General features: G+C 72.9%; 14 protein-coding genes. 7 read left to right on the top strand and 7 right to left on the bottom strand.

What is annotated here, in order from left to right:
* Nucleotides 1-113 precede the first annotated feature (113 nt).
* The 3 genes from HUT19_RS09905 to HUT19_RS09895 form a co-directional block, all read right to left on the bottom strand.
* Entirely contained in the window at nucleotides 114-1,022 is a 909-nt protein-coding gene (locus tag HUT19_RS09905; protein WP_176180105.1) for a GNAT family N-acetyltransferase, read from the bottom strand.
* A gap of 207 nt (nucleotides 1,023-1,229) precedes the next feature.
* Complete coding sequence (locus tag HUT19_RS09900; protein WP_176180104.1) at nucleotides 1,230-1,970, bottom strand: response regulator transcription factor; 741 nt, start codon at nucleotides 1,968-1,970, stop codon at nucleotides 1,230-1,232.
* On the bottom strand, nucleotides 1,967-3,349 hold the full coding sequence (locus HUT19_RS09895; protein ID WP_176180103.1) for a sensor histidine kinase: 1,383 nt from the start codon (nucleotides 3,347-3,349) through the stop codon (nucleotides 1,967-1,969). Before HUT19_RS09895 ends, HUT19_RS09900 begins: the two co-directional genes overlap by 4 nt.
* Nucleotides 3,350-3,473: 124 nt before the next feature.
* On the opposite strand from HUT19_RS09895, the gene HUT19_RS09890 reads away from it, so the two are divergent.
* Nucleotides 3,474-3,758: a hypothetical protein gene (locus tag HUT19_RS09890; RefSeq protein ID WP_176180102.1), complete on the top strand. Its 285-nt coding sequence runs from the start codon at nucleotides 3,474-3,476 to the stop codon at nucleotides 3,756-3,758.
* Here HUT19_RS09890 and HUT19_RS09885 read toward each other — a convergent pair.
* Nucleotides 3,724-5,241, bottom strand: a complete 1,518-nt coding sequence (locus HUT19_RS09885; RefSeq protein ID WP_176180101.1) for an FAD-dependent oxidoreductase — start codon at nucleotides 5,239-5,241, stop codon at nucleotides 3,724-3,726. The genes HUT19_RS09890 and HUT19_RS09885 overlap by 35 nt on opposite strands.
* 103 nt (nucleotides 5,242-5,344) lie before the next feature.
* Here HUT19_RS09885 and HUT19_RS09880 point away from each other — a divergent pair, with 103 nt between their 5' ends.
* Nucleotides 5,345-6,250 (top strand): LysR family transcriptional regulator, encoded by a 906-nt coding sequence (locus tag HUT19_RS09880; RefSeq protein ID WP_176186716.1) that lies wholly within the window; start codon nucleotides 5,345-5,347, stop codon nucleotides 6,248-6,250.
* A 299-nt stretch (nucleotides 6,251-6,549) separates the two neighbouring features.
* Here the strand turns inward: HUT19_RS09880 and treY are convergent, their stop codons facing one another.
* Entirely contained in the window at nucleotides 6,550-9,099 is a 2,550-nt protein-coding gene (treY, locus tag HUT19_RS09875; RefSeq protein ID WP_176180100.1) for a malto-oligosyltrehalose synthase, read from the bottom strand.
* Between the two features lie 90 nt (nucleotides 9,100-9,189).
* Entirely contained in the window at nucleotides 9,190-11,328 is a 2,139-nt protein-coding gene (gene glgX, locus HUT19_RS09870) for a glycogen debranching protein GlgX (RefSeq protein ID WP_176180099.1), read from the bottom strand.
* A 242-nt stretch (nucleotides 11,329-11,570) separates the two neighbouring features.
* Here glgX and HUT19_RS09865 point away from each other — a divergent pair, with 242 nt between their 5' ends.
* The 5 genes from HUT19_RS09865 to HUT19_RS09845 all read left to right on the top strand — a co-directional run bounded on the left by HUT19_RS09865 (nucleotide 11,571) and on the right by HUT19_RS09845 (nucleotide 16,703).
* Nucleotides 11,571-12,365, top strand: coding sequence for a Tat pathway signal sequence domain protein (locus HUT19_RS09865; RefSeq protein WP_176180098.1), 795 nt, complete (start codon nucleotides 11,571-11,573; stop codon nucleotides 12,363-12,365).
* A 55-nt stretch (nucleotides 12,366-12,420) separates the two neighbouring features.
* Complete coding sequence (locus tag HUT19_RS09860) at nucleotides 12,421-13,740, top strand: copper amine oxidase (RefSeq protein ID WP_176180097.1); 1,320 nt, start codon at nucleotides 12,421-12,423, stop codon at nucleotides 13,738-13,740.
* A gap of 88 nt (nucleotides 13,741-13,828) precedes the next feature.
* A complete protein-coding gene (locus HUT19_RS09855; RefSeq protein ID WP_176180096.1) occupies nucleotides 13,829-15,082 on the top strand; it encodes an SAV2148 family HEPN domain-containing protein in 1,254 nt (417 codons plus the stop codon).
* 177 nt (nucleotides 15,083-15,259) lie between these two features.
* Complete coding sequence (locus HUT19_RS09850; RefSeq protein ID WP_176180095.1) at nucleotides 15,260-15,982, top strand: 3'-5' exonuclease; 723 nt, start codon at nucleotides 15,260-15,262, stop codon at nucleotides 15,980-15,982.
* A 124-nt stretch (nucleotides 15,983-16,106) separates the two neighbouring features.
* A complete protein-coding gene (locus HUT19_RS09845) occupies nucleotides 16,107-16,703 on the top strand; it encodes a TIGR03086 family metal-binding protein (RefSeq protein WP_254885507.1) in 597 nt (198 codons plus the stop codon).
* 37 nt (nucleotides 16,704-16,740) lie between these two features.
* Here HUT19_RS09845 and HUT19_RS09840 read toward each other — a convergent pair whose 3' ends face one another.
* Nucleotides 16,741-17,682: an aminoglycoside phosphotransferase family protein gene (locus HUT19_RS09840; RefSeq protein WP_176180093.1), complete on the bottom strand. Its 942-nt coding sequence runs from the start codon at nucleotides 17,680-17,682 to the stop codon at nucleotides 16,741-16,743.
* Nucleotides 17,683-17,799 lie beyond the last annotated feature (117 nt).

Here is a 17,799-nt window from a genome sequence, read left to right as displayed (position 1 = left end):
CGAGGTTCCCGACCATGCTGGGGGACGCGGTGCCGGGACGCAGCAGGACAACACCGGTCAACCGGCCGGCCCGCCGACCGGTCAGCCCGCCGGCCGATCAACCGGGGCGCCGGTCACACGAGGTCGATGACCTCCTGGGTGACGGGATAGCCCGCCCTGGTGAAGTGCGCGGCCATGGGGGCGTTGCCCTGGTCGGTCGCGGCAGCGATCGTGGCGGCGCCCCGTTCCACCAGGTCGTGGGTGCACTCCACCAGCAGGTCGTACGCATAGCCGTGGCCGCGGTGCTCGGCGACGACCCCGATGAAGCCGACGCAGGGCCCGCTCGGATTGTGCGCGGGCACCTGGATGCCGGCGACCTCCCCGCCGGGTGTCCACGCAAGCCGCCACCAGGCACGCGGTGACGGACACCAGGTGAGGAAGTCCATCAGCTCACGGACCGCGGCCTCGATACCGCCCTCGGCCATGGCCTTCAGATCGTGTGCGTCGAGGCTGCCCGGCATGACCCGGCGCAGCACCTCGGCCACCACCGCGTCATCGGGCTCCGGCCGGAACTCCAGCCGCCCCGGCCGCTCCGGAAGCCCGTCGCCGGGCGTCCACTCGTAGCGGAAGCGCTCCACCAGCGGGGTCAGCCCGCCCGCCACGGCGGCGTCGACACGGGCCCGCGCCGCCGCCCGCTCCTCGGGCCGGTCCCGCCAGCCGGGCGGGACCATCAGCGTGTACTCGGCGTGATGCGGTGCGGTGCGCAGCAGTTCGGCGGCGGCCTCGTCCTCGCCGTCGGCGAAGTCGAACCAGTCCAGCGCGATGGGCTTGGTGTCGCCGGGCGCGGCCCACCAGGCGGCGCGGGCCACGACGCGCTCGTCGCGCAGCGCCACCCAGGTCCACTCGGGGCGGTACTCGCCGCCCTGGCCGACGGTGGCGTAGGTGCGGCCGAAGCGGCCCCGGCCGACGAGTGCGGGGTCGTGCAGGGTGTGGAACAGATGGGCGTCGCCCTCGGTGAGCGCGCGGATGACCAGATCGGTCATGGGAATCCTTCCGGGACAGCGATGCGCTCCCGGGTCGGATACCTGATCAGACGCGGATACGCCCTGCGGATAGGGGGCGGGAGCGCGGAATGGTCGTCATGGTGTCCATGGCTCTCGCCTCCTTTCTCGATCAAGGGCGTGCCCGCACTGTAAAACCCCCGACGGCTCCGCGTCCACCTCTTTTCCCGCGGCTGTCCGCTTGCGGTGTCATGGGTCGAGGAGGCCCGCGTCGTGGGCCAACAGGGCGATCTGGACACGGTTGTTGAGGCCCAGCTTGGTGAGGACCCGTGACACATGGGTTTTGACGGTGGGGACGCTCAGGAACAGCGCGGCGGCGATCTCCGCGTTGGACTTTCCCTGGCCGACCGCGACCGAGACCTCCCGCTCCCGGTCGTTCAGCCGGGTCAGCAGCTCCCGCGCCCGGCCCCGGCGGGGATCTGGTCCGGAGCCCGCCACCTGCTCGATGAGCTGCCGGGTCACCGCGGGGGACAGCACCGGATCGCCTTCCGCGACCCGCAGCACGGCGGCCACCAGCTCCACGGGCGGGGTGTCCTTGAGGACGAAGCCCGCCGCCCCGGCGCGCAGGGCCCGCAGCACATGCTCATCCGCGTTGAAGGTGGTCAGGATGATGACCTCCGGGGGCCGTTCGCGCCGCCGCAGCTCCTCGGTCGCGGCCAGACCGTCCACGGTGGGCATCCGGATGTCCATCAGCACCACGTCCGGGGCGTACCGGTCAACCAGGGACCCGACCTGGGAACCGTCGGATGCCTCGGCCACGATCTCGATTCCGCAGGCGCCGCCCAGCATCAGCCGCAGCCCGGCGCGGACGAGCGCGTCGTCGTCGACGAGCAGCACCCGGACGGGGGCGGAGACGGACGCCGCGGCCTGGGCGGAGGTGGGCCCGGGGGCCGGGGTGGGCGCGGGGGAGTCCGGCGCGGAATGACTCATGCGGGCCACGGTAGCCATGCGTAGAGCCGGAAGTCGCCACGGCCGGACGGCCCGCTCTCCAGCCGTCCGCCCGTCAGTTCCGCGCGCTCGGCGAGCCCGATGAGCCCCCGGCCCGCGCCGGGGATGGCCGGGGGCGCGGGGACGGGGCCGGGAGCCCCGGGAGCGGGGGCGGTCATGGGAGCCGGTGCGGTCACGGGAGTCTCCGCTGTCACGGGAGTCTCTGCTGTCACGGCAGTCTGTGCGGGCGTCGCGGCGGCCGTCGGGGCGTCAGATCCCCGATCCCCGGCGGGCACCGGCTCACGCGCCGCGGGGCGGGCCGGTGGGGGCACCGGACGGTGGAGCGGATTGCGGATCTCCACGGTCAGCCCCTCGCCCCTCCTCCCGGCCGTCACCACCGTCACCTCGGCGTACGGGGCGTGCTTACGGGCGTTGGTCAGCCCCTCCTGGACGATCCGGTACGCCGTACGGCCCGTGGCGCCCGGCACCGACTCCGCCCCCGACGCGCCGCCGATCTTCTCCCGCAGCGTGACCCTCATCCCGGCCTGCCGCGACTCCTCGACCAGCCGCGGCAGATCGGTGAGGGCGGGCTGCGGCCGGTCGGGGGGAGACGGGTCCGCGGGATCGCTGTCCGGGGCCCGCAGCACCCCGATCACCTCACGCAGATCCTGGAGCGCCTGGTGGGCGCTGTGGCGGATCACCCCGGCGGCGCGGGCGACTTCGTCGGGGGAGGCGTCCGGGCGGTACTCCAGCGCGCCCGCGTGCACACTCAGCAGGGAGAGCCGGTGCGCGAGCACATCGTGCATCTCCCGGGCGATCCGCTCACGGGTCAGCCGCTGGCTCCGCTCGGCGCGCAGCGCCGCCTCGGACTCCGCGCGCAGCGCGCGCTCGCGCAGGGATTCCAGCAACTGGCGGCGGGAGCGCACGAACATGCCCCAGCCGATGACCCCGCTGAACAGCACCGCGCCCAGCAGCACCGACTCGACGTAGCCCAGATCCGGGTCGGGGCGCACGGCCGGGCCGGTCAGCGACTGCGCGACGGACGCCACGCCGACGAGCCCGACGGTGCGCAGGGGTCGGTGGACGGCGACGGTGAACACCGCCACCAGCAGCGGCCCCGATGTGTAGAACGAGACGGTGCCGACGGCCAGCAGGGTCAGCGCGAGCCCCACCGGCCACCGGCGCCGTTGCCAGAGCGCGAGACAGGCCAGCGCCCCGGCGCTCACATCGGCGAACAGCGCGTCGTCGGACACCGACGGATCCTCGGCCACCGTCGTGGAGGCGAGGAGCGAGAAGAACGCCGCCAGCACGATGATGCTGGGGTCGACGAACCAGTCGCGTACGGTGCGGCGCGGTGGACGCGTGGTCGGTGAACTGCCCATACGGAGGAATGTAATGACGGGCGGGGGCGGCGTCGCCGCTCTCGGCCGGGGAAGCGACCAAAGTCGGGCGGCGCGATACCTTCGGCCGATCCGCCGCCCCCGGCCCGCTGCCTAGCCTCGAAGCATGAAGAAGGTATGGGAGGGGGCGGGATCGCTCCTCGTGTTCTGGGGCCTCGCCGGGCTGGTGCACGAGCTCGTGGGCTGGTTCCGGTTCTGGGGTCTGCTGGGCCGTCTGCCCCTGGTCGACGGCCACGAGTGGATCGCGAGCGCGGTGATCCTGGTGCTCGGCGTCATCCTGGTCGTGGTGGCGGAGGAGATGGCCGGGCGGCCCGCGGGCCCGAAGATATCCGCGGCAGGGGAGGGCGGGGCATCGGTCAGTGCTGATGCAGACCGCGCCCGGCCAGAGTGAGGTAGGTCTCGCCGACGGCCTCGGAGAGGGTGGGGTGCGGGTGGATGTGCTGGGCCACATCGCCGGGTTCGGCGTCCCATCCGATGATGAGCTGGCTCTCCGCGATCATTTCCGAGACATGCGGGCCCACGAGATGAACACCGAGGACCCGCCCGGCTGATCCCGCCGCTCCGGATCCCGCCGCTCCGGATCCCGCCGCTCCGGATTCTGCCGTCCGCTCGGCGACCACCTTCACCATGCCGCCCTGCCCGTGCACCATGCCCTTGGCCACGGCGGTCAGCGGCATGGTGTTGACCGCCACCGCGTCATCGCCCGCACGGGCCCGGGCCGCCGCCTCCGAGAGGCCGACGGAGGCGGTCTGCGGACTGGAGTAGGTCACGCGGGGCACGGCGTCGTAGTCCACGGGGCGGGGTGTACCGCCCGCCAGGGTCTCGGCCACCACCAGGCCTTCCGCGAAGGAGGCATGGGCCAGTCCGAGAGAAGGGGGAGGAAGCAGATCGCCGACGGCATGGATGCCCGGTACCGCGGTCTCCAGCCGCGACCAGTCGGCGGGGGCGAGGAAACCGCGCTCGTCGGTGGCGAGTCCGGCGGCGGCGAGGTCCAGCCCGTCGGTGACCGGGGTACGGCCGACGGCCACGAGCAGCCGCTCGACGTCCAGGGTCCGCACCTCGCCGCGGGCCGTGCGGACGGTGGCGCGCACCCCGTCCTCGTACGGCTCGGCCTCCTCCAGCCGGGCACCCGTCAGCACCTCGATACCGCGTCGCTTCAGCCCGCGGGTGAGATGGCGGCTGACATCGGCGTCCTCCAGGGGGAGCAGCCGGTCCGCCGCCTCGACCAGGGTGACCCGCGCCCCCATGGAGCGGTGCAGTGAGGCGTATTCGACCCCGATGGCGCCTCCGCCCAGCACCAGGACGGAGGTGGGGAGGCCGGGTGCGAAGAGGGCGTCATCGCTGGTGACGACCCGTCGGCCGTCCGGTGCCAGACCCGGGAGGGTGCGGGGCCGGGAGCCGGTGGCCACCACGATGCCGCGGCGTGCGGTCCACTGGCTGACCCGCCGCCCGTCGTCTCCGGCAGCGGCCGCTCCGCCCGGTCCGGTGGCGGTCACCGGCTCGATGCGGACCGTTCGGGGGCCGGTCAGGGCGGCGGTGCCGGGCACCACACGGACACCGGCGTGGGAGAGAGTGCCCTCCACCCCGCGGTGGTTGCGGGCCACGATGTCGTCACGGGTCGCGGTCAGGGCGGGCCAGTCCACCGCGTCCAGGGACGCCTTGACGCCCCAGCGCTCCCGCGCCTCCGCGATGCCGTCGACCAGTTCGGCGGCGTGCAGCATGGCCTTGCTGGGGATACAGCCGCGGTGCAGACAGGTGCCGCCGATCAGATCGCGTTCGGCGAGCACCACTTCCAGGCCCAGGGCGGCGGCGCGCAGTGCGGTGCTGTAGCCGCCGGTGCCGCCCCCGATGACGATGACGTCGGTCTCATCCATGGACGTAAGCCTCCGCCCGGGGCGCGGTATGAGTCCAAGGCATAGTTTTTATAGTTCCGATGGATTCTCTGCATGGCATAGCTGCATGGCACAGGGGGAGCGGATGAGTCTGCGGCAGATGGAATATCTGGTCACGGTGGTCGAGGAGGACTCCTTCACCGCCGCCGCCGAACTGCTGGGGGTCAGTCAGCCGACGCTGTCGCACCAGGTCAAGGCCCTGGAGGCAGAGGTCGGCGGACCGCTGCTGGAGCGGCTCTCGCGCGGGGTACGGCTGACGCCGATGGGGCGGGCCTATCTGCCGCATGCCGAACGGGCGGTGCGCAGCGCCCGGCAGGCGCGGCGCGCGGCACGGGCCGCGGCCGGGACCGAAGGTGGCGAACTGCACATCGCCACCCTGCACGCCCTCGCGGTCGGCGTGCTGCCCGAGGTCTTCGCCCACTGGCGCCGTGAACGTCCGGGCGTGCGGCTGCTGGTGCGCGAGTACGCCACCGGCGACGAGCTGTGCGAGCGGATGGAGCGCGGGGTGGCCGACCTCGCCATCGGCCACCGTCCGAAGGACTGGCCGGGGCCCGTTGCCCCCCTGGGCCGGGAGGAGATCGTCGTCGTTGTCCCGGACGGGGACCCGCTGGCCGGGCGGAAGTCCATACGGCTGGAGGAGCTGGCGGACCGTGACTGGGTGCGCTGTGCGCTGGAGCCGGTGGTCGAAGGGCGCCGCTTTCTGGATCTGGCCTGTCAGCGGGCGGGGTTCGTCCCGCGCGACGGGGTGCACACCGAGCACTCCTCGACCGCCGTGCGGATGGCGTCCGCCGGTGCGGGCATCGTCGTCACCCCCGCGCATGTGGCCGCCGGGCACGGTGCCACGGCGGTGCCCCTGGACCCGCCGTGGCACCGAGAGCTGGCCGCGTTCTCGCGGGTGTCCCTGACCGGAGCGGCCGCCGCCTTTGTCACCCTGCTCAGCCGCACGGCACGGCTGGACCGAACGGCGGCGGCCCCGGCCGCCGGGGCGTAAGCCCACCCGTCCGGGCCGCCGTTGACGGCCTGACCGGCCGTCCACGGTCGGCAGCCGTTCGGCGTCGGATGCCCTCCGACTGTCCGTCCCCGCGGTGGTGGTCGGGTCACCGCCTCGCCAGTCCCTGGTGCCGCATGGCGGGTCGGGCCCCGGTGAGGCGGTCCGGGGGCGTCGGGCGGTCGGGCGCCTCGGGCTGTCCGTCCGCGCGGTGCCGGACGGCCGCGCCTCGGGCCGTCCGCCACCGCGCGCCAACCCGCTCCGCCGTTGGGCGCTACAGCCCTCCAACCGGGCCCGCCACCTCACTCGCGCATCAGCAGGGCCACCGGGAGGCGGGCCAGGAGTTCCCCCAGCGGGCAGGCGCCTTCGACCCTGCGGCCCGTCAGCAGATCCCGCCAGCGGCCGGGCGGCAGCGGCAGGCGGGTGGTGCCCCAGCCGCCCGCCGCGGCCAGGCGCCGCGACAACCGGGTGACCACCGTGACCGCCCCGCCCCCTTCACGGCTTCCGCTCCCCTCACGGCCCCCGTTTCCTTCTCGGCTTCCGGCCCCTTCACCGCTTCCGCCACCCGCGGCCGCGCCGGGGACCCGGGCGAAGGCCACACAGTGGGCGGCGGCCGGGCCCTCGGCCCGTAGCGGCACATAGCCGCTTCCCGCGCCGAACCACTCCGGGTGTTCCCGCCGCAGCCGTAGTGCCGCCGAGGTCAGCAGCAGCTTCTCGGCGGACACCCCGTCCGCCTCCCGTCCCGCGTCCAGGGCGACCAGCGCCTCCGGGCGCGGCTCGGGCGGGCGGCGGTTGTCCGGGTCGACCAGGGCGCGGTAGAGGTGCTCGGTGCCCATGTAGAGATCGGGCACGCCCGGCATGGTCAGCTGCACCAACGCGGCGCCCAGCGCGATCACCCGGGCCGGGGCGTCGAGTTCGGCGGCGATCTCCGCCCACACCGGCGCCGCGGGGTCGCCCGGTCCCTCCGCCGACTCCAGATAGGCGGCCACCGCCTCCTCGTACGCCGGGTCCCGCTCCGTCCAGGTGGTGCGCAGCCCCGACTCCCGTACGCCCTTGAGCACCGCCGGGACCAGCCGCGCGGTGTCCGCGTGGCCCAGGCCGAGCGCGGTCTGCCACGCCGTCCACACCACAGGGGCGTCGGGGGCCGCCGTCCCGTCCCGCTCACCCGCCGCCCGTGCCTTCGCCAGCAGGCCCGCCATCAGCCGCCCCCACCACTCCGGGGACTGGGTCAGCGCCGCGATCCGCGCCCGGACGTCCGCGCTGCGCTTGGTGTCATGGGTGGACAGCACCGTTCCGGTGGCGGGCCAGTCGCGCAGCAGCCGGGCGGCGAAGGCGTGGAACTCCTCGGCCGGGACGGCCGGGCGCCCCGGGTCGCCGCCCACCTCCGCCGCCGAGAGCAGCGGGGTGTGGCGGTAGAAGGCGGTGTCCTCGACCGACTTGGCGCGCAGCGCCGCCGCGGTCTGTGCGAAGCGCGCGCAGAAGTCCCGGTGGTGCGGTCCGTCGCCGAGCCTGCCGAGCGCCGCGTCCCGCACGGTGTCCACGGCCCGGGCCTCCTCCGCCACCGCGAACGCCGTCCTGGCGCCCCGCGCCGCCTCCTCCAGCAGCGCGGCGTCCCCGTCCGGTGCGGGCGTTCCGACGACGGCGTACGGGCGGTAGACGGGCAGCCGCACCAGCAGCTCGCGCACGGCCGTGCGCAGCGCCCAGGGCGCGTGGTCGCGCAGCCGGGGCGAGGCGTCACAGATCCGGGACGCCGTCCGCACCAGCCGCGCCACCTCGGCGGCCAGCTCATGCGTCACCACCTCCCGCGCGGCGCGGCGCACGGTGGCGGCCCAGTCGCCGCCCTCGTCCGCCCCCGCCGCCGTGAGGTCCTGGTAGATCATGGCCAGCGCGGCCGGTCCGTCCGGGTCGAGGAAGAGCCCGTCGATGTGGTGCAGCGCGTCGTAGCCGGTGGTTCCGGCCACCGGCCAGTCGGCGGGCAGCCGTTCGTTCCGGGCGAGGATCTTCTCCACGACGGTCCACCGGCCACCGCCCACCGTTGTATCCGCCGTCGCGGCCCGCACCTCCCGGTCCAGCCGCCGCAGATAGCCGGCCGGGTCGGCGAGGCCGTCCGGGTGGTCCACCCGGAGCCCGTCGATCACCCCGTCGCGCACCAGCTCCAGCAGCTTGGCGTGGGTCGCCGCGAACACCTCCGGGTCCTCCGCCCGCACCGCGATCAGCTCGGAGATGGTGAAGAAGCGCCGGTAGTTGAGCTCGGTACGGGCCAGCCGCCACCAGCCCAGCCGGTACCACTGGGCGTCCAGCAGCTCGGGCAGCGGCAGCCCCGCGGTGCCGGGCCGCAGCGGGACGGTGTGGTCGTGGTAGCGGAGGACCGCGTCGTCCCCCTCGCCCTCCACCGCCAGCCGTTTGAGCTCCTCGCCGAGCGGGCCGCCGAGCACCGGCAGCAGCACCTTTCCGCCGTGCTCCGCCCAGTCGATGTCGAACCAGCGCGCGTACGGCGAGGCGGGCCCCTCCCGCAGCACCTCCCACAGGGGCCGGTTGAGCCGCTCGGGCACGGGCGCGGCCATGTGGTTCGGAACGATGTCGACGATCAGCCCGAGCCCGTGCGCCCGCGCCGTACGGGCGAGCGACCGCAGCCCCCGCTCACCGCCCAGCTCGGCCCGGACGGCCGAGTGGTCCACCACGTCGTAGCCGTGGGTGGAGCCGGGCCGGGCCTCCAGCACGGGGGACAGATGCAGATGGGAGACGCCGAGCGAGGCCAGGTACGGTACGGCCCGCCGTGCCGCCTCGAAGGGGAAACCGGGCTGGAGCTGTAACCGGTAGGTGGCGGTGGGTGCGATGGGGTCAGCCGTCATAGGAACGTATGTACCCACCCCGCGGGTTCCATGAGATGCCCGCGCACCCATTCGGGTGCTCCACCGACCCCTCCGTCGGCCCCCGGCCTCCTACGCGGGCCGCTGGAGCACCATCAGGCTGCGGTCCACCAGGGTCAGCCGGTCGCCCGCCGCCACCTTCGCCCCACTGCCCGGCTCCACTCCCTCCGGTTCGGCGGTGTCCACGATGACCTGCCACGACTTGCCGTGGTCGACGGGCACCGTGAACTCCAGCGGCTCGTGGTGCGCGTTGAACAGCAGCAGGAAGGAGTCGTCGGTGATCCGCTCGCCGCGCACCCCCGGTTCGGAGATCGCGTTCCCGTTGAGGAAGACCGTCAGCGACTTGGCGTGTGCCGCCTGCCAGTCCCGCTGCCGCATCTCCTCGCCCTCGTGGGTGAACCAGGCGATGTCCGACAGCTCGTCGTGGGTGCCCTCGACCGGCCGTCCGTGGAAGAAGCGGCGGCGCCGGAAGACCGGATGGTCACGGCGCAGCCACACCAGCGACCGGGTGAAGCGCAGCAGCGCCAGCGCCGAGCGGTCCTCCTCGCCGCCGTCCTTGCCGGGGTTCGGCCAGGCCACCCAGGACACCTCGTTGTCCTGGCAGTACGCGTTGTTGTTGCCGCCCTGGGTACGGGCGAACTCGTCGCCGTGGCTGAGCATCGGCACGCCCTGGGAGAGCATCAGCGTGGCGATGAAGTTGCGCATCTGGCGCCGGCGCAGCGCCCGTACCTCCGGGTCGTCGGTCTCGCCCTCGACCCCGCAGTTCCAGGAGCGGTTGTAGCTCTCGCCGTCCTGGTTGGACTCCCCGTTCTCCTCGTTGTGCTTCTCGTCGTACGACACCAGGTCGCGCAGGGTGAAGCCGTCGTGGCAGGTGACGAAGTTGACCGAGGCCAGCGGGCGGCGGCCGTCGCCCTGGTAGAGGTCGGAGGAGCCGGTCAGCCGGGAGGCGAACTCCGCCAGGGTCCGTGGCTCCCCGCGCCACAGGTCGCGCACGGTGTCCCGGAACTTCCCGTTCCATTCGGTCCACAGGGGCGGGAAGTTGCCCACCTGGTAGCCGCCCTCGCCGACGTCCCAGGGCTCCGCGATCAGCTTCACCTGGCTGACCACCGGGTCCTGCTGCACCAGGTCGAAGAACGACGACAGCCGGTCCACCTCGTGGAACTGACGGGCCAGGGTGGCCGCCAGATCGAAGCGGAAGCCGTCGACGCGCATCTCGGTCACCCAGTAGCGCAGCGAGTCCATGATCAGCTGAAGGACGTGCGGGCTGCGCATCAGCAGGGAGTTCCCGGTGCCGGTGGTGTCCATGTAGTACCGCCGGTCGTCGGTCAGCCGGTAGTACGAGGCGTTGTCCAGCCCCCGGAAGGAGAGGGTCGGGCCCAGGTGGTTGCCCTCGGCGGTGTGGTTGTAGACCACGTCGAGGATGACCTCGATCCCCGCCTGGTGCAGGGCCCGCACCGCCGACTTGAACTCCAGGACCTGCTGGCCCCGGTCGCCCCAGGAGGCGTAGGCGTTGTGCGGGGCGAAGAAGCCGATGGTGTTGTAGCCCCAGTAGTTCGCCAGCCCCTCGTCGACCAGCCGGTGGTCGTTGACGAACTGGTGTACGGGCATCAGTTCGAGCGTGGTGACGCCCAGCTCCGTCAGATGCTCGATGATCGCCGGGTGGGCCAGCGCCGCGTAGGTGCCCCGCAGCTCGTCCGGAAGCCGCGGATGGCGCATCGTCAGCCCCTTGACGTGGGCCTCGTAGATGACGGTGCGGTGGTAGTCGGTGCGCGGCGGCCGGTCGTCGCCCCAGTCGAAGTAGGGGTTGACCACCACCGAGGCCATGGTGTGCGGGGCGGAGTCGAGGTCATTGCGCTTGTCCGGCCGGTAGAAGTGGTAGCCGTAGACCTCCTCGCCCCAGTCGATCCGCCCACTGATCGCCTTGGCGTAGGGGTCCAGCAGCAGCTTGGCGGAATTGCAGCGGTGGCCGAGCTCCGGTTCGTACGGGCCGTGGGCCCGGAAGCCGTAGCGCTGCCCCGGCATGATCCCCGGCAGATAGGCATGGCGCACGAACGCGTCGGTCTCGCGCAGTTCGACCGCCGTCTCCGAGCCGTCGTCGTGCAGGAGGCACAGTTCGATCCGAACCGCTGCCTCGGAGAACACCGCGAAGTTGGTTCCGGCGCCGTCGTACGTGGCGCCCAGGGGGTAAGCCTGTCCCGGCCAGACCTGCATGCGTCGACTCTTCCACTTCTCCTCCGGGGGCCGCGAGCACCCGTGGCACCGGACGGAACCGGATCGGAGGGGAATCCTTTCCCAACTGGCCCGGTCTGACCGCTGTTTCGGCGGAACTTCCTCAATTGGGAGGCAACCTACGGCCACCTTGGTTCGTCCTACCGGGTGACGTTCGCATACGTGATTTACCGCTATGCGACAGGATATGTCGACAGGGGGGATTGGGGGAGGATGTGCGCACGATGATCCACCGGCACCTGGGCAAGGTGGTGGCCGGTGCGGCCGTGGCCGTCACGGCGGCCGCGGTGATGATCGGGGTGACGCTGCCGAGCAGCGCGTCCGGTGACGAGGGACCGGGCGGGGGAGGGCCGCAGGGTTCCGCGGCCGAGCAGGGCCAGGCGTCGCCGCGGCCCGGAGTGGTGGAGTCCGCTCCCGAGCGGGGGAAGAAGGGCACCGGGCGGGATCCGCTCACCGACGACGAGATGAAGCGCGCCCAGTCGCTCGCGCTCAGCCGCGGCTTCCGGGCCGAGAGCGAGGACGTCAAGGGCAAGAAGGGCCCCGAGCACCTCTCCACCGACCTCGCCGAACTGGAACCGGACGAGGTCGGCGCGGCCGCTCCGCCCCGTCGTGCCGATGTCACGTACTACGACTACAAGGACGACACATATGTGACCAAGACGGTCGACCTGCGCGCGGGCAAGGTCGAGCACACCGACACCCAGCGGGGTGTCCAGCCGCCGCCCGGCCATGACGAGGCCGTGGAGGCCGCCCGGCTGCTGATCAACGACAAGCGGGGCGCGGATCTGAAGGAGGACTTCAAGGACGCCACCGGCAAGACGCTGACCGGCCCCGGCCAGCTGACCGTGACCGGTTTCGTCTACCGCGCGGGCGAGGGCAACGCCGGACCGGCCGCCGTCCAGGACTGCGGCAAGCACCGCTGTGTGCGGCTGTTCACCCGGGTCGTCAACGGCCCGTGGATCGACACCCGCCAGCTGGTGATCGACCTGAGCGACCACTCGGTCGCCCGGCTGGGCTGACGCCGCCGGACGCTTGCCCACGCCCACCCACATGCTGAACCGACAGGAGTCCTCCATGCCCGAAAGAAGGCTTCGCCGCGCCCGCCTCAGGGTCGCGGCGGCCATCGGCGCCTCGACGCTGCTCGGTACCGTGGCGGTCGCCGCGGGCCCCGCCCAGGCAGCCCCGAAGGCCCCGGTGAAGGCCCCCGCGCCCGCCGCGGACTGCAGCTCCGCCTACAAGGTCGAACAGGAGCTGGACGGCGGCACCACCTGGCGGATGTGCTGGCACTACGAGAGCAAGGCCGGGCTGGTGCTCGACAACGTCTCGTACCAGCCCAAGGGCGAGTCCGCCCCCATCAAGGTGCTGACCTCGGCCAAGCTGGGCCAGATCCATGTGCCCTACGACGACGGCAGCAATGAGTACGACGACATCACCGGCCAGGACTTCGCCCAGGGCCTGCTGCAGCTGGACCCGGCCGAGTGTCCCGGCGGCACCATCAAGACCGTGCGGGTGCCGGACGCCTGGGATCCCGGCCGGCAGAACGTGAAGGGTCTGTGCGCCACCACCCGCGCCCGCGGCCACGCCTACCGCATGACGGGCGAAGGGAACAAGGTCTACCAGCGGCAGGGCAAGGACCTGCTGCTCTACACCGTCAACCAGGTCGGCTGGTACGAGTACATCACCGAGTGGCGGTTCTCCGGCGACGGCACCATGTCCATGCAGGTCGGCGCCACCGGCACACTCTCCCCGATGGACTACGACGCGGGTGACGGCCGCGGCTGGCCGATCGGCAAGGGCGCCAAGGACTACGCCACCAGCCACGCCCACAATGTGTTCTGGCGGCTCAACTTCGGCCTCGACGGCTCGCCCAAGAGCAAGGTCGAGCAGTACGACTCCAAGACCACCGCCACCTCCGGCCAGATCCCCAAGACCAAGACCACCCGCACCCAGGTCACCAAGGAGCTCGCCGGGGACGCAGCCGAAGCGCGCTGGTGGCGGGTGGTGAGCACCGCGGGCAAGAACAAGGACGGCCACCCGCGCAGCTACGAGATCGTGCCCGGACACACCACCAAGTACCAGGGCCGCGGCTACACCAAGCACGACGTGTACTTCACCGAGTACAACAAGTGCGAGCAGTTCGCCAGCAACAACCTGCGCAACTGCGGTCGGGGCGCGGGCAAGTCCGTCGACAAGTGGGTCAACGGCCAGAGCCTCAAACACCCGGTCGTATGGGTCAACATCGGTTTCCACCACATCGCCCGTGACGAGGACCAGGAGCCGATGCCGGTCCACTGGCAGGGCTTCCAGCTCTCCCCGCGCGATGTCACCGCTATGAATCCGCTCACGCCTCCCGCACTCTCCGGTCACAACGGCCATACAGAAGAGCAAGGTTGACCGATAGGTCGATCGAGAGTGCTGCACCGCCTCCGCCCGCGCAGTAGTCTGCGGTGATCGTTGAACGGGGGCGGAAGGCGGTGCACAGGTGAGCTCGGGCGGGCTGGAGCTGCCCCCTGGTGACGGAGGTCCCGGGGGTGACGGCTCCACCGAAGCACCTCCCGGCGCGGTGTCCCTGGTGCGGCCGATGGAGATCGGAGCGGAACTGGACTGGGGCGCCGACGCCTGGACCGAGGTGCGGACACGCGCGCGCCGGGCCGGGCGGGCCTACATCTGGCTGAACCTGGTGGAACAGCGGCTGCGCGCGGTCGTCGGTGCCGTACTCCGGCCCATCTACGAACCGGTCCACGGCGACGACTGGGTCATCGCCGCGGCCGGACCCGCCGGACAGGAGTGGGTGCAGCGCGCGGTGGCGGTCCGGGAGGTGAGCCGCCGCAAGGGCTATCTGCTCGATCCCGCCGACGACAACGTGCTCAGCTTCCTCACCCTCCCGCAGCTGCGGGAGCTGCTCGTCCAGCACTGGCCGTGCTTCGAGCCCTACCTCGACGACAGGCGCGAGGTGGAGCTCGCCCTGGACGAGCTGGAGGTCGCGCGCAATGTCGTCTCCCGCAACCGCGCCCTGTCCGAGACGGTGCTCGCCCAGGCCGAGCGTGCCTCGGCCCGGCTGCTGGAGATACTCGGCAGCGGCACCGGCACCCCTTCCGCGGACCGGCTGCCCATCGACGCCGTCGAGGACCTCGTCGGCGACCGCTACGCCGATGTGGTCGGCGTCCACTCCGACCGGGTACGGCTCCAGCGGCAACTGCCCGCCGAGGACCTGTTCGAGGGCGCCCGCCGCCTCGACGCGGTCGGTATCGGGCTCAACCTCCTGGTCCAGAACTACTCCGGCCGCCGTCTGGTGCGGCTGGCCGAATCCGGCTGCCGGGCGCGGCTGCTCTTCCTCAACCCCGCGAGCAGCGCGGTGCGCCGTCGCGAACGCGAACTCGGCCTGAAGAAGGGCGAGATGAGCCGTTCGGTGGAGATGAACATCCTCCATATGCGACGGGTCCGGGCCCGGCTGCGCGACCCCGGGGCCTTCGAGATCCATGTCTTCGACGAGACCCCCCGCTTCACCGCCTACCTGGTGAACGGCGACGGCACCGACGGGCTCGCGGTCGTCCAGAGCTATCTGCGCAAGGCCCGCGGTATGGAGGCCCCGGTGCTGGTGCTGCGGGGCGGCGGCCGGGGCCGCGAGGTGGTGCGGGCGGGCCAGGACGCCGGTCCCGCCGCGGACGGCGGGCTCTTCGGCACCTACCGGGAGGAGTTCGAGAGCGTCTGGGCGGACTCCCGGCCCGTCTCCTGAAGTCCCTCCCGAAAACGCCCCTCCTGAACGGTCCTGCTGAACGGCCCCGCTGGACCGCGTCCCGCCCCGGGGCCGTCGGGCGGTGCCGACCGGCGTTGTCAGTGGTGCGTGGGAAGGTGAGGAACACCAAGGCAAAACCGGGGGAAACCGGGGGAATCATGTCAAGGGAGGGCAGCCATGGGCTGGCACCGTGAGCTTCTGATCGGATTCGATCTGGAGACGACGGGCACCGATCCGCGGACGGCGCGGATCGTGACGGCGGCCGTGATCGAGGTGAAGGGCGGGGAGCCGATCGCGCGGCGGGAGTGGCTGGCCGATCCGGGGGTGCCCATCCCGCAGGGTGCCGTGGCGGTGCACGGGATCACCGACGAGCGGGCCAAGGCCGAGGGGCGGCCCGCGGCGGAGGTGGTCGACGAGGTCGCGGACGCGCTGGTGGCGCACTGGCGCCGGGGCGTCCCGGTGGTGGCGTACAACGCGGCGTTCGATCTGAGCCTGCTGGCCGCCGAGGTGGCGCGGTACGGGCTGCGGCCGCTGAGCGAGCGGCTGGACGGGGCGGAGACCGGCCCGGTGGTCGATCCGTACACGATAGACCGGGCCGTCGACCGCTACCGCAAGGGCAAGCGGACGCTGGAGGCGGTCTGCGGGGAGTACGGCGTGGCGCATGAGCGGGCCCATGAGGCCGGGGCGGACGCGCTGGCGGCGGTGCGGGTGGCCTGCGCGCTCGCCGAGCGCCACCGCGAGGTGGCCGGGCTCGAGCTGTGGGATCTGCACCGCAAGCAGGTGGGCTGGTACGCGCACTGGGCCGCCGACTTCCAGTCCTGGCTGCGCCGCAAGGGCACCCCGGACGCGGTCGTGGACGGCAGCTGGCCGCTGCGCGAGGTGGGCGCGGCCGTGGCGTAGGTCCCGGGGCGGGCGCGCCGGACGGCCGTCGGCCGGACGGGCGCACCCCGCGCCGATGAGTTTCCCGCCTCCGGCCGGTCCGTACAGGCAGAGGGATGACCGGACCGGAACGAGGAGGACCGCCGTGACACAAGAGAGCCCGATCGTCGATCTCGGCCCCGCGGCCCGACAGGTGACCGCACTGCTCAGCGGAGTCTCGGACGATCAGCTGACGGCGCGCACCCCCTGCGCGGAGTACTCGGTGGGGGACCTGCTGGACCACATCATGGGGCTGGCACTCGCCTTCCAGAACGCAGCGCGCAAGAAGGCGCCGGAGGATGCGGAGCGCTCCGCGCCCGGTCAGGGGTCCGCGGCGCGGCTGGAGCCGGGCTGGCGGGAGGAGCTGCCGCGGCGGCTGGACGGCATGGCGGCCGCGTGGCGGGACCCGGCGGCCTGGCAGGGGTCCACGGAGGCCGGGGGAGTCACCCTGCCCGCCGGAGTCATGGGCCTGGTGGCCCTGGACGAGCTGGTCATCCACGGCTGGGATCTGGCCCGTGCCACCGGCCAGCCGTTCGACTGCGACTCCCGCAGCGCCGAGGCCGTCATCGGGCTGCTGTCGCAGTCCGCGCTCGAGGACCGTCCGAAGGAGCTGTTCGGGGCCGTTGTCCCGGTGCCGGAGAGTGCTCCGGCGCTGGACCGCGCGGTCGGCCTCAGCGGCCGCGACCCCGCCTGGAGGGCCTGAGCGGCGCCGGCACCCCGGTCGGGACGCGGCACCCCGGTCAGAACGCGGACCAGCGCACCGCCGGGTCACCCTCCCGCAGGGAGGCCACCCGGCGGGCGAACTCGGCCCGCGCCGCCGGATTGTCCGGCGCGTGCTGGGCCACCCACGCACAGCTGGCGGTCTCCCGGGCGCCCCGCAGCACCGCACAGCCGGGCCACTCGCGCACATCCCAGCCGTAGGCCGCCGTGAATTCGTCGTAGGCGGCCGGCTCGAGACCGTAGCGGTCCCGGGTCAGGGCCATGACCACGAGGTCGTGCTCGCGCAGATCGGAGGAGAACGTCTCCAGGTCGACGAGGACCGGGCCGTCGGGCCCGATGTGCACATTGCGCGGCAGGGCGTCCCCGTGGATCGGCCCGGGGGCCAGCCGCGGTGTCAGCTCGGCGGCCGCCGCCGCGACGTCGTCCCGGCGGGCGCGCAGATACGCCGCGTCCGCCGGATCGATCGCGTCCCCGGCCAGCCGCAGCCAGCGCTCCACCCCGCCCAGCAGCTCCCGCCGCGGCAGCTCCAGCGACAGTTCCGCGGGCGGCTCCGGCAGGGCGTGCACCATATGCAGCAGCGCGGCCAGATCGCGGGGCCCGGCGGGCCGTACCGGCTCCGGGAGCCGCTGCCAGTAGGTCACCAGATGGCCGGAGAACGGAAGCGGCTGCTCCGAGCCATAGCTCCGGTCGGGCCGTACCGCGGGCAGTCCCTCCCGTGCCAGCCAGTCGGCCACCTTCAGCTCCCGGGCCGCCCGGTCCCATACCTCCAGGTCCCGGCTGACCCGCACCACCAGCGACAGGCTGTCGACGGCGAAGACGGCGTTCTCACCGAAGGACAGCAGCCGCGCCTCGGCCGCCCCCTCCCGATACGGCGGCAGCGCCGCCCCGAGCACCGCCCGCGCCCGCTCCTCCGTGAACGCCACGTCCGCCACGCCGTATCCCCTTCGCCGCCCGCGCGCCATGGCTCATCATGCACCCTCGGCCCGTTCGTTGATCATCACCGGGGTCCCGGGCAGCGCGGCGCGGCGTCAACTCCCGTACGCCGCACCCCCGGTCGTACGTCTTGACTGCACCCGGTC

This window comes from Streptomyces sp. NA02950, assembly GCF_013364155.1.
Classification (GTDB): domain Bacteria; phylum Actinomycetota; class Actinomycetes; order Streptomycetales; family Streptomycetaceae; genus Streptomyces.
This window is presented reverse-complemented; position numbering and strand designations above follow the sequence as displayed.

Excerpts from the sequence above, each read along its gene's own strand:
- HUT19_RS09905 (WP_176180105.1), bottom strand. The coding sequence starts at position 1,022 with ATGACCGATCTGGTCATCCGCGCGCTCACCGAGGGCGACGCCCATCTG.
- HUT19_RS09900 (WP_176180104.1), bottom strand. The coding sequence starts at position 1,970 with ATGAGTCATTCCGCGCCGGACTCCCCCGCGCCCACCCCGGCCCCCGGG.
- HUT19_RS09895 (WP_176180103.1), bottom strand. The coding sequence starts at position 3,349 with ATGGGCAGTTCACCGACCACGCGTCCACCGCGCCGCACCGTACGCGAC.
- HUT19_RS09890 (WP_176180102.1), top strand. The coding sequence starts at position 3,474 with ATGAAGAAGGTATGGGAGGGGGCGGGATCGCTCCTCGTGTTCTGGGGC.
- HUT19_RS09885 (WP_176180101.1), bottom strand. The coding sequence starts at position 5,241 with ATGGATGAGACCGACGTCATCGTCATCGGGGGCGGCACCGGCGGCTAC.
- HUT19_RS09880 (WP_176186716.1), top strand. The coding sequence starts at position 5,345 with ATGAGTCTGCGGCAGATGGAATATCTGGTCACGGTGGTCGAGGAGGAC.
- treY (WP_176180100.1), bottom strand. The coding sequence starts at position 9,099 with ATGACGGCTGACCCCATCGCACCCACCGCCACCTACCGGTTACAGCTC.
- glgX (WP_176180099.1), bottom strand. The coding sequence starts at position 11,328 with ATGCAGGTCTGGCCGGGACAGGCTTACCCCCTGGGCGCCACGTACGAC.
- HUT19_RS09865 (WP_176180098.1), top strand. The coding sequence starts at position 11,571 with ATGATCCACCGGCACCTGGGCAAGGTGGTGGCCGGTGCGGCCGTGGCC.
- HUT19_RS09860 (WP_176180097.1), top strand. The coding sequence starts at position 12,421 with ATGCCCGAAAGAAGGCTTCGCCGCGCCCGCCTCAGGGTCGCGGCGGCC.
- HUT19_RS09850 (WP_176180095.1), top strand. The coding sequence starts at position 15,260 with ATGGGCTGGCACCGTGAGCTTCTGATCGGATTCGATCTGGAGACGACG.
- HUT19_RS09840 (WP_176180093.1), bottom strand. The coding sequence starts at position 17,682 with ATGGCGCGCGGGCGGCGAAGGGGATACGGCGTGGCGGACGTGGCGTTC.